Origin of the sequence: Nostoc cf. edaphicum LEGE 07299, from assembly GCF_015207245.1 — a bacterium.
GTDB classification, from domain to species: domain Bacteria; phylum Cyanobacteriota; class Cyanobacteriia; order Cyanobacteriales; family Nostocaceae; genus Nostoc; species Nostoc edaphicum_B.
The window spans coordinates 1-10,639 of sequence record NZ_JADEXF010000032.1 but is presented as its reverse complement, the minus strand read 5'-3'; the positions used below and the strand labels follow the sequence as shown (position 1 = coordinate 10,639).

9 protein-coding genes and 1 tRNA gene are annotated in these 10,639 nt (G+C 44.5%); 3 read left to right on the top strand and 7 right to left on the bottom strand.

What is annotated here, in order from left to right; all coding sequences use genetic code 11:
• The coding region (ispG, locus tag IQ229_RS01805; RefSeq protein WP_194040740.1) for a (E)-4-hydroxy-3-methylbut-2-enyl-diphosphate synthase at positions 1-749 on the top strand (749 nt) is incomplete at its 5' end.
• 262 nt (positions 750-1,011) lie between these two features.
• Positions 1,012-2,295, top strand: coding sequence for a carboxyl-terminal processing protease CtpC (gene ctpC / locus IQ229_RS01800; RefSeq protein ID WP_194040738.1), 1,284 nt, complete (start codon positions 1,012-1,014; stop codon positions 2,293-2,295).
• A gap of 64 nt (positions 2,296-2,359) precedes the next feature.
• Here ctpC and IQ229_RS01795 read toward each other — a convergent pair whose 3' ends face one another.
• The 3 genes from IQ229_RS01795 to IQ229_RS01785 all read right to left on the bottom strand — a co-directional run bounded on the left by IQ229_RS01795 (position 2,360) and on the right by IQ229_RS01785 (position 4,939).
• Positions 2,360-2,545: a DDE transposase family protein gene (locus IQ229_RS01795; RefSeq protein ID WP_104908402.1), complete on the bottom strand. Its 186-nt coding sequence runs from the start codon at positions 2,543-2,545 to the stop codon at positions 2,360-2,362.
• Positions 2,546-2,679: 134 nt separating this feature from the next.
• Complete coding sequence (locus IQ229_RS01790; RefSeq protein ID WP_194040736.1) at positions 2,680-4,407, bottom strand: succinate dehydrogenase/fumarate reductase flavoprotein subunit; 1,728 nt, start codon at positions 4,405-4,407, stop codon at positions 2,680-2,682.
• Positions 4,408-4,621: 214 nt separating this feature from the next.
• The gene (locus IQ229_RS01785; protein WP_099102821.1) at positions 4,622-4,939 is read right to left on the bottom strand and encodes a hypothetical protein; all 318 of its coding nucleotides are present in this window, start codon (positions 4,937-4,939) and stop codon (positions 4,622-4,624) included.
• 544 nt (positions 4,940-5,483) lie between these two features.
• On the opposite strand from IQ229_RS01785, the gene IQ229_RS01780 reads away from it, so the two are divergent.
• Positions 5,484-6,281, top strand: coding sequence for a hypothetical protein (locus IQ229_RS01780; protein WP_194040734.1), 798 nt, complete (start codon positions 5,484-5,486; stop codon positions 6,279-6,281).
• Between the two features lie 77 nt (positions 6,282-6,358).
• Here the strand turns inward: IQ229_RS01780 and IQ229_RS01775 are convergent, their stop codons facing one another.
• From IQ229_RS01775 to pds, 4 genes are all read right to left on the bottom strand, one after another.
• Complete coding sequence (locus IQ229_RS01775; RefSeq protein WP_194040732.1) at positions 6,359-7,681, bottom strand: ABC transporter substrate-binding protein; 1,323 nt, start codon at positions 7,679-7,681, stop codon at positions 6,359-6,361.
• Positions 7,682-7,876: 195 nt separating this feature from the next.
• Positions 7,877-7,968: transfer RNA gene (locus IQ229_RS01770), tRNA-Ser, on the bottom strand.
• A 133-nt stretch (positions 7,969-8,101) separates the two neighbouring features.
• Positions 8,102-9,034: a 15-cis-phytoene synthase CrtB gene (gene crtB, locus IQ229_RS01765; protein ID WP_194040730.1), complete on the bottom strand. Its 933-nt coding sequence runs from the start codon at positions 9,032-9,034 to the stop codon at positions 8,102-8,104.
• The gene (gene pds, locus IQ229_RS01760; protein ID WP_194040728.1) at positions 9,018-10,457 is read right to left on the bottom strand and encodes a 15-cis-phytoene desaturase; all 1,440 of its coding nucleotides are present in this window, start codon (positions 10,455-10,457) and stop codon (positions 9,018-9,020) included. Before pds ends, crtB begins: the two co-directional genes overlap by 17 nt.
• Between the last annotated feature and the right edge of the window lie 182 nt (positions 10,458-10,639).

Below are 10,639 nucleotides of genomic sequence, written 5' to 3'. Positions count from 1 at the left end.
CCTTAGAACCTCTGGTAGTTTCTTTGCGCGATCAAGGAAAATCGATGCGGATTGGGGTAAATCACGGTTCCCTTGCAGAGAGAATGCTATTTACTTACGGTGACACCCCCGAAGGAATGGTGGAATCTGCTATAGAATTCATCCGCATTTGTGAATCTTTGGATTTCCGCAACTTGGTAATTTCCATGAAAGCCTCACGAGTCCCGGTGATGGTAGCCGCCTATCGCCTCATCGCCAAACGTATGGATGAACTGGGTATGGATTACCCGTTACATTTAGGCGTTACGGAAGCTGGTGATGGCGAATACGGGCGAATTAAATCTACAGCAGGTATTGCAACCTTACTTGCTGATGGTATTGGCGATACAATTCGCGTCTCACTAACAGAAGCACCAGAAAAAGAAATTCCCGTCTGCTACAGCATTCTCCAAGCTTTGGGATTGCGAAAAACGATGGTGGAATACGTCGCTTGTCCTTCCTGTGGACGCACTTTGTTTAATCTAGAGGAAGTACTGCACAAAGTCCGGGAAGCCACTAAACACTTAACTGGGTTAGACATTGCAGTTATGGGTTGTATTGTCAATGGCCCCGGAGAAATGGCAGATGCCGACTATGGGTATGTTGGCAAAACACCTGGTTATATTTCTTTGTATCGTGGACGAGAAGAAATTAAAAAAGTCCCAGAAGATAAAGGTGTAGAGGAATTAATTAACCTCATTAAGGCAGATGAACGCTGGGTAGAACCTTAAAGAGGCAGAGGGGCAGGGGAAGCAGGGGAGCAGAGGAGAAGTTGCAGTAAGTTTTTCTCCTCTGCCTCTCTGCCCCTCCGCACCTCTGCCTCTTGTCCCCAATACCCTATACCCAAAAACTTTGTATCTTTTAACCATCAAGGTCGTCGGATTGTCAAGTATTTTGTTTAAATTAAGGATACATACTCGGTCTGTACAGTAATAGCCTGTGTTAGATTGAGCATACTGACTATATTATTTTCCCTCTGACGCAGCTGTCATTATGGTGATTACAAAAAGTAGGCTTGTTTTGGGTGCTACGGCAGTTACACTCTCCACGATCGCTGTTACTAGCCTTGGCATTCATTCGCGAGGTCAGGCTTTATTTAAAGCAAGTCCTAAAGAATTAGTAGATGAAGTTTGGCAAATTGTTCAGCGCCAATATGTCGACGGTACTTTTAATCAGGTAGATTGGCAGGCTGTTCGTAAGGAATACTTGAGCAAGTCCTACAGTAATCCGCAGGATGCGTATAAGTCCATTCGGGAAATGCTGAAAAAGCTAGAAGACCCGTACACCCGATTTATGGACCCGTCGGAATTCAAGAATATGCAGGTGGATACCTCTGGAGAATTGACAGGGATTGGGATCACCATTAGTCAGGATGAAAAAACCAAGCAATTGGTTGTAATTGCGCCAATCGAAGATACACCAGCCTTTAAAGCTGGTGTTTTAGCAAAAGATATCATCCTCAAAATTGACGGCAAAGATACTAAGGGTATGGATACTAACCAGGCAGTATCCTTGATTAGAGGTGAAGCCGGATCGCAAGTCAGCTTGACAATTGGGCGCGATGGTAAGACAAAACAATTTAACATCAAACGGGCGCGAATTGAAATCCATCCAGTTAAGTTTTCTCAAAAGAAAACCCCAGCCGGAAATCTTGGTTATATCCGCTTGAACCAGTTCAGCGCGAATGCTAGTAAAGAAATGCTAACTGCTATCAAAGATTTAGAAAGCAAAAAGGTAGCCGGATATATTCTCGATCTGCGTGGTAATCCAGGCGGCTTACTCTTCTCCAGTGTGGATATTGCTCGGATGTGGATAGATAAAGGTAAGATTGTCTCAACTGTTGAACGTCGAGGAGAAGCAGAAAAGGAAGAAGCAAATGGACGAGCTTTGACCAATAAACCGTTGGTGGTGTTGATAGATAAAGGTTCCGCTAGTGCCAGTGAAATCCTTTCAGGGGCTTTGCAGGATAATAAGCGTGCTACTTTGGTCGGTACTCAAACCTTTGGTAAGGGATTAGTGCAATCGGTGCGTCCCTTGGAAGATGGTTCAGGATTAGCGGTGACAATTGCTCATTACTATACCCCCAATGGTACAGATATCAATCACAAAGGCATTTCGCCAGATGTGAAGGTGGATTTGAGCAAAAAGCAGATGGAAGATTTGTGGCTCCATGAACGTGACAAACTCGCGACTCTGGCAGACCCTCAATTCGCTAAAGCGGTGGAAGTGATAGGTAAAAAAATTGCTGCTAAGGGGACACCTACAGCAGAAAAATGAAGAGTTAGGAATAAAGTTAGGAGTTAGGAATAAAGGCTGTCACTGTCAACTTCTAACTACTAACTTAAACTGGTTGGCACTTCCCCGCCCTAATAAGTCCGACACGTCGAGCGATCGCTTCTTCTTGCGAACTGAAGGGTCCCCACTGTTCTATAATTTCTAGATTATCGTCGCCAACTTGGTCGCTGGGGATAATTTCACAGTTTCCAGCAGAGCGCTTGACAATATACCAAGTTTGTGAATTGTTCATATTTTAAATAAAAATCTTGTTTTTATAGTCAGAATTTTACTGCATAGAGAAAATATCTTTGCACTTACTGTTATTAATCGAGGTGGACAAAATTTTTGTAGTCCCCTCGATTTCTCACATAAATTTACTTTTGGCTAATACTTCCGCTCTTTTGGCTCAAACATAGTAATCGCCACCGGTCGATATTGAATATCAATTCCCGCGGGTGAATAGTAAGCCATTGTGTGTTTGAGAAAATTGCTATCATCTCGCTCGGAATAATCTTCGCGGAAATGAGCGCCACGACTTTCTTGGCGATTTAAAGCTGATGCCAAAATAGTCTGCCCTACTACCATCAAACTTCGCAATTCTAAAGCTTCTACGAGTTCTGTATTCCAGCAACTACCTTTGTCATCTAAATAAATTTGAGGGTATTTTTGTTGTATTTCTTCTAATTTCTGCAAACCTTCAGTCATTAATGCCTCAGTGCGGAAAACACCACAATACTCAGTCATACAATCCTGAAAAGCTTCACGGACTTGGTTAATGCGGTACTGTCCTGATTGTTCTAGCAAGGCTTGAATTTGTTGCTGGGCTTCTGTTACATACCGTTGCTCATCTACAGAGGGTAACTTACGTTTTTGCACAAATTTGGCGATCGCAGCTCCAGTTCTCTTACCATAAACTACACACTCCAGTAGTGAATTACTCCCCAAACGATTTGCACCATGTACGGAAACACAAGATGTTTCACCCGCAGCAAAGAAAGCATCAACTAAACCATCGCCACTACTGCGAACTTGACCATCGGTGTTAACTGGGATACCACCCATACAATAGTGAATTGTCGGACGGACTGGCATCGGTTGAGTTACTGCGTCAACACCTACTAAACGATGGGCTTCTTCCCAACAGAAGGGAACGCGACTCATAATTTTTTCTTTGCCTAGATGGCGTAAATCCAGATAAACAAAGGGGCCACCAGCACTTCCATCAAGATGAATACCACGTCCGGCGCGAATTTCGTAAGCGATCGCTCGTGAGGTAATATCACGAGGAGCTAGTTCCATGCGACTGGGTGCATAGTTGGCCATAAAGCGATCGCCTTCACTATTAATCAGATACGCCCCTTCTCCCCGTACCGCTTCCGAAATCAGCACCCCTACCGGATATAAGCCAGTGGGATGAAACTGGACAAATTCCATATCTTCCAGGGGCAAACCTGCGATCGCAGTCATTGCCAAACCATCACCCGAAGAAGCGTAATCATTAGAGGTGGTGTTATAAACGCGACCATAGCCCCCTGTGGCAAACATCACCGCCTTAGCCCGCACCACCTCTATATGTCCATCCAAAAGATGGAACATGACCACACCCTTGGCCTCATTTTCTTCCAAAATGAGACGCATCACGTACCACTCTTCATAAACTTGCACCCCATAACGCCGTAAATTGTTAACCAATTCGTGCAAAATCGCGTGACCTGTTTTGTCAGCGGCGTAGCAAGTGCGGTTGTGAGAATGTCCGCCAAAAGCTCTTTGGGCGATGCGCCCATCGGGTAAGCGAGAGAACAAAACGCCGAGATGTTCCAAGTCAATCACCACATCCGGCGCTTCTTGGGCGAGAATCGCTACAGCGTCTTGGTCTGCCAAGTAATCAGAACCCTTGACAGTATCAAAAGCGTGTGCTTCCCAACTATCTTCGGAATCAACATTTTTCAGCGATGCAGCCATACCACCTTGAGCTGCAACCGAGTGCGAACGAATTGGATGGGTTTTGGCAACCACAGCAATATTTAAATTGGGGTCAGTGCGGGCAATTTCTACAGCAGCGCGACATCCCGCCAATCCGCCCCCGACAATAATCACATCATGTTCCAGCATAATTAGCCCCCTGATTGCAAACCACTGCTGTTCTATTGTAGAGACGTGATTAATGAGCTAGTGGGTTGTAGCAGTAGCATCTCTACAAAAAAATTCCCTGCTTCTAGACAGGGAGGTTGTAACAAATTTTGAAATTAGGAGTGAAAAGTTAAAAACAAAGAGTTATGGCACAGATGGAGTGACTCATAACTCATAATTCATAACTCCTAACTCTTTAGCTAGTTGCTTGTACAGGTTGTTGCTGAGAGACATTACCTGGTATGGGTTCCATTTTGGTTCCTGGCCCTACAGGACTGACTTCAATATGATTTAACAAGGTAGTGACAAACGCGAACAACAAGAAAGGTAGCGATAACAGAACAACGAGACCCGCTGTTGCTAAAGCGTACACGGGTCGCTTGGCACCCATCAACGCTAAGGCTGATGCCAAACTTAGGGTAATTGTAATCAACCAAACAATTATTTGACCGTAGATATCACCGAAAGTCAGGGTACAGACAAATCGGTACTTTTGAATATTATTTTCGCTCATCACATTTGCCTCAAGTCTCTCCTAATAGGTTCTACGTTAGAACTATGTTTGCCTTGTAGGCAATTTCTAAATATTTTTGCAAGCTTTGTAATATCACTTCACAATCTAACTGCCTTTGGTGGTAAGGCAGCTATGATAAAAAACTTCTTTCGTTCATGGAATAGATGGCGATCGCGTTGGCGCAGCCCGCCGTAGGCATCGCCTCCTTAATAAACACTATCTTAGTTTTAAGCAAAGAGACTATTTGTCATCTATCAAATTTAGGATATTTAAAATAAATATATCAATTCTATTTAATTTGTGAAAATTGCAACCCACAAATCCCCGATTTTGTAAAAGTTATTGGGTATCTTGTTTTTCGCGAGTGATTCAGGATTGCTATAAAAGTTAATTTTTTGCTAGTAAATATTAACTAGAGAAATCAAGTAAAGTCAGAATGCAAAAACCGATTTTTTGATGTTAAATTTTGAATATTGCCGGAATTTGTTGACTTAAATCAACAAAAATCTTTATTTTTCGTGGCAACATTGTTTTAGGAGTGAACGTGAATACTATTTTTCTTCGTAAAGGTGTTTTTTGGTTGCCAAGTTTAGCTGCTCTTGCATTCCTGAGTAGCGGTTTATCTGCAAGCGCCCAGACAGTAGACAAGTTGAGCAATCAGCCATTAACTGAACCTTCCGCAACCGTAGCGTCTCCCAACGAGTTTAGCCAAAATCTCTCTACAGAAACAACTGAAACTTTTTCAGTTAGAAATCTAACTCAGGTACAGGAAAACGCTGGTGTAACACCTACACCTGTTCCCGGCACAGTGGCAACCTCATCTGCAACGCTCACCTCTGAGTTTGTACAACCGACTTCTCAAACTACTGCTCAACCATCTGCTAATAAAGTGGCGCAATCTGATATTGATTTAGGTAGAACTACCAGTGGTGGTAGTAGCTATCTTGGCATCGCTGCTAACATTGGTTTGAGCGGTGGTGACACATCTTTGGGCGACGGTAACTTTGCGGTAGTTAGCAAAATCGGACTGACAAATTCTATATCAATACGACCCTCAGCCATATTTGGGGATGACACCACAGTTCTACTTCCGCTCACCTACGATTTTACCTTCAAATCAGCAGATGCTTTTAGCGAACCATTAGCGATCGCACCTTACGTTGGAGTGGGTGCAGCTTACAAAACTGGTGATGATTCGCAATTTGCCTTTTTGGTGTCTGGTGGCATTGATGTGCCTCTAACTTCTCAATTTACGGCAACAGCTGCTATCAATGCTGGATTCTTCGATCAAACTGATGTCGGCTTGTTGTTAGGAGTTGGTTACAACTTCAGTGGGCTTTAAGAATTAGGAGTTAGGAATTAGGAGTTATTAAGATTAAATTCATAACTCATCACTCCTAACTCCTAACTCCTAAATTTCTACTTAGGCGTAACTTTGTCAATCACCTTGATTGTGCCATCGTCTCCTACTGTCCAAACATCGTATACACCCACGACATCGCCGTTAGCATCAACATCTACATTGCCGCTAGCTCCTTGGTAGTTAATCTTTTTACCATCTTTAAGTAACTTCAGTCCCTCGCAGACATCAGTAACTTCTGTGCCAGGCCCATCAGCAACTTCCCGGATTTTGCTAGCTATACCAACGCCTGTATTTTCCTTAGCAGCTTGCGCCGCCAATGTTAATAAAGCAGCTGCATCCCAAGCTTGAGGAGCGTATTCCCCTGGCGCACCACCTTTTTTATCCTTCCACAGCTTGTTGAAAGCTTCTAATGCTTTACCATCGGAACCCGGTACTGTACCGATCGCTCCTGTTAAAATATATTTACCATCACCGCCTTTGCCAACTTGTTCGGGAAAAGTAGGTGATTTTACCCCATCTGTCAGCAGAATCTGTACTCCCTTCGCCACACCTTGCTGATAGGCGGCTTTCAGGAACAGACTACCAGTTTCGGCATAGAGTACAGCCAGGACTGCATCTGGCTTACCAGCAAAAGCAGCAGCCGCTTCTGTATCAAATGTTTGGGCTTTTGGGTCGTAGCGGACAGGTTTATCTTTATTAACGATTGTCCCACCCAATTTTTCAAAAGTTTGCACGAATGCTTTTTCAAAGCCTACGCCATAGTCGTTATTAATTACGACTGTAGAAACTCGCTTGAAACCTTTTTTTCTGGCAAGTTGGGCTAAAGCTAGTGCTTGGTAGGTATCAGGGGGAGCTGTACGTGCCCAAAAGCCTTTATAGTCGCCTTTTTGAGCCTTTTCGGTAAAGATGGGACTGGTACTACCAGGAGAAACCAGCATAACTTTATTTGGTGTGGCAATGGAAACTGCTGCACTTGAAACGCTACTGGCAAAGGAACCAACTACACCTGCTACTTTATCTAAAGTTGCTAGTTTGGTCATACCGGCAGCTCCAGCTTTCGGGTCGGTTTGGTCATCTACTTGCACCAAAGTAACAGGTTCGCCATTCACTCCACCGCAAGCGTTGACCGTATCGACCAGTAAAGGCACGGAACCTAGCATTTGCTGTCCTACAGAAGCCAAGTCGCCTGTCGTCGGTAACAGGGAACCAATTTTTAGTCCTTTAGCACTGCTTGTAGTAGTTGAGTTTGCCGCTGGGGTAGCGGTACTTCCGTTGTTAGCTGTGCCGTTGGGGTTACTGCTATCACCACAAGCCCCAAGTAGAAATCCTGCCGCGAGGGTAGCTATACTTAAACTTAAGGCGGCACTAAATTTTTTCATAAATCACTTATACTCCTCAGATATCTAGGAGCCTAAAACTTAAGAGTCAAACTAGGGTTGTAACTAGCTGGATCTTATCAAGACTCCAAACGATAAATCATATCATCCATCTTTAGGAGTAGAAGTATTTACCCGGAATTAATATTTATTTATTTTTCTACACAAAATATACTCTGTGTATCAAAAGCTGGAAAACGGAGAGGGAGGGATTCGAACCCTCGGTACGGAGTTGCCTGCCGTACAACAGATTAGCAATCTGCCGCTTTCGACCACTCAGCCACCTCTCCTGACTCACGAATATCAATGTTACCAGACTTGCTAGTAAGAGTCAATAGTCATTTGTCATTGGTCATTTGTGATTGGTCATTGGTTATGTATAAAACACTGATGACTAAGAACTAGGGACAAATGACTAATTTTTTAAAGGACTTGCGATCGCATCCAAGCTATGGGCAAGGTGCGTAACTTTTTCCACTGGGGAACAAAAGCTCGCTGACTGAATACATCGTAATCGTTGCGTTCAATCGCCTCCAAAATTTGACCGTACAACATTGATGCTGCCCATACAGGCCAACGGGCATCGGATGCTAAACAAGTAATTCCCTGGTCGGATGTGGTGTAAAATTGGCGGGCGCGGTCAATTTGAAAGCGCATCAATGCCCGCCAACGATCGTCTACCACACCTTTGAAGAAGTCTTGCTCGGTATAGTTGAATTTTGCCAGGTCTTCAAGGGGAATGTAGATCCGTCCCCGTTTAGCATCTTCTCCCACATCCCGCAGGATGTTGGTGAGTTGATTGGCAATTCCGAGAGCGATCGCTTCTTCTATGGGAACATAAGGTTGTTTGTTCTGTTGCCACGGTGCTGCATATATGGTGTTATCTACACCCATAACTGATGTTGACATTAAGCCAACAGTGCCAGCAACGCGGTAACAGTAGAGGTATAAATCCTCAAAGGTTTCATAACGACTGCGATATAAGTCCATACGCTGACCGGCAATCATATCCCGAAATGGTTGAATGTCCATCGGAAAGCGCTGGAGAGTATCAACTAAAGCTACATCGTAATTTTCTAATGGACGCCCCGCAAAAATCGATTCCAGCTGCTGTTCCCATAGGTCTAGGGTTTCTGGCGTGGTAATAGCAGATGCGGGGCCATCCACCAATTCATCTGTACGGCGACACCAAGCGTATATTGACCAAATAGATTGACGTTTTACCGGACTCATGAGCAAAGTACCCAGGTAAAAAGTCTTGGCATACTTTGCTGTGAGATGCCGACAAAGTTTGTATGACTCGTCTACAGAGACCAGCGTTTTCATGCGCGGGGGGGAATCAGGCAGTTGCAGCATTCGTTGCGGGCGGTCGGGTGAGCGTTTGCAGGTTTGAGGAATTTGCTACCGGGAGGGCCTCAGAAATCGCCTGCGCTGTCAGCTTACCAGAAAGTACGGCACCTTCCATACTGGCTAAGTAGCGTTGCATGGTGTAATCCCCTGAGAGATAGAAGTTACTAATGGGGGTTGTTTGCGAGGGACGGTACTGTTGACGACCAGGGGTCGCTTTGTAAACTGAACGGGGCGTTTTCACCACATGAGATTTCAGCAATGTTGCTGGATTGTCTCCCCCAAAGTGATCGGGGAAGAGTTTTTCTAACTCGGCAATAGTTGCAGCCACAATCTCCTCATCGGATTTGGCAATCCAATCTTTTGCCGGGGCTAGAACTAATTCCAGCATTGAGCGTTCGGGGTTGGCGTATTCACGGCAGGTATTGCTCATATCAGCATAAACGCTTAGGAGGGGCGATCGCGAGAATAGCAAGTGATCAATTTGCGTAAGTTTACGATCAAACCACAAATGCACGTTAATCACAGGTACGCCCTCCAAGCCTTCTAGCTTTTGGAAAAATTCCATTTCTTTCCAAGGTGCTGGCAAAATCACCTTCAGAGGGTCAACGGGCATGGCAGATACATACAAATCCGCCGTAAAAACTTCATCTTCGTTCCCATTCAACCCCCGAATCAAGTATCCTTTGACGCTACCATCGGCGTTTAGCAAAATCTCTTTTAAGGGAGCATTCAAGCGGACTTCTCCACCGCGTTCGGTGATGTAATCTACTATCGGCTGACACAATCGTTCTGTGGGCGAACCATCCAGAAAGGCCATTTTCGAGCCTTTTTTTTCTTGGAGGAAACGATTGAGGGCAGTTAAAAGAATGGTTGCTGAAATTTCATCTGGGCCAATGAAATTCAGCGACTTGGCCATGGCAATAAAAACTTCTTTATTGACCCGTTCGGGAATTTTGTGTTTACGCAGCCAATCTGTCCAGGAATATTTGTCCATTTCTTCAACGTACTTTTGCCCCTGAATCATGGCCGGCAATAACCCGATGCCAAAGCGGATTTTTTCTGGCCATGTCAGCATATCGTTGTTTCGCAGAATTGCCACTATACCATTAACTGGTGCCGGCAAATCTGGGAAATCAAAACGGCTGTAAGTACCTGGTGCATCCGGCTGGTTGAAGATCATTGTGTGTTCTTTCCACTGCAATCGATCTTCAATATCCAGTTCTTTGAATAACTGCAACATATTGGGATATGCGCCAAAAAAGATGTGCAGACCTGTTTCGTACCAGTCTCCATCGGCATCTTTCCATGCGGCCACTTTACCGCCTAGAACGTCTCGACGTTCCAAGACAATGGGTGTGTGACCTGCATCTGTAAGATATTTCGCGCAGGAAAGTCCTGCTAGTCCCGCTCCCGCGATCGCTACTCGCATGTAACCCTACTGCTCTTCAATATTTCTTAACCGTTTTATCGTTTTCATTATACGTTGCAATCCGTTACATTTGGCAGTTGTTGTGTGATCGCTTCCCCAAAAAACTTTTGCCAAAGGGAATTTTACCTACGCGCACTTGCCCAAGCAAATTGCCAATACCATTGTTGGCAATAGCTTTGCGG

Bases quoted from the DNA above. Each gene is read 5' to 3' on its own strand.
- ctpC (WP_194040738.1), top strand. From the start codon at position 1,012: ATGGTGATTACAAAAAGTAGGCTTGTTTTGGGTGCTACGGCAGTTACA.
- IQ229_RS01795 (WP_104908402.1), bottom strand. From the start codon at position 2,545: ATGAACAATTCACAAACTTGGTATATTGTCAAGCGCTCTGCTGGAAAC.
- IQ229_RS01790 (WP_194040736.1), bottom strand. From the start codon at position 4,407: ATGCTGGAACATGATGTGATTATTGTCGGGGGCGGATTGGCGGGATGT.
- IQ229_RS01785 (WP_099102821.1), bottom strand. From the start codon at position 4,939: ATGAGCGAAAATAATATTCAAAAGTACCGATTTGTCTGTACCCTGACT.
- IQ229_RS01775 (WP_194040732.1), bottom strand. From the start codon at position 7,681: ATGAAAAAATTTAGTGCCGCCTTAAGTTTAAGTATAGCTACCCTCGCG.
- crtB (WP_194040730.1), bottom strand. From the start codon at position 9,034: ATGCTGCAACTGCCTGATTCCCCCCCGCGCATGAAAACGCTGGTCTCT.
- pds (WP_194040728.1), bottom strand. From the start codon at position 10,457: ATGCGAGTAGCGATCGCGGGAGCGGGACTAGCAGGACTTTCCTGCGCG.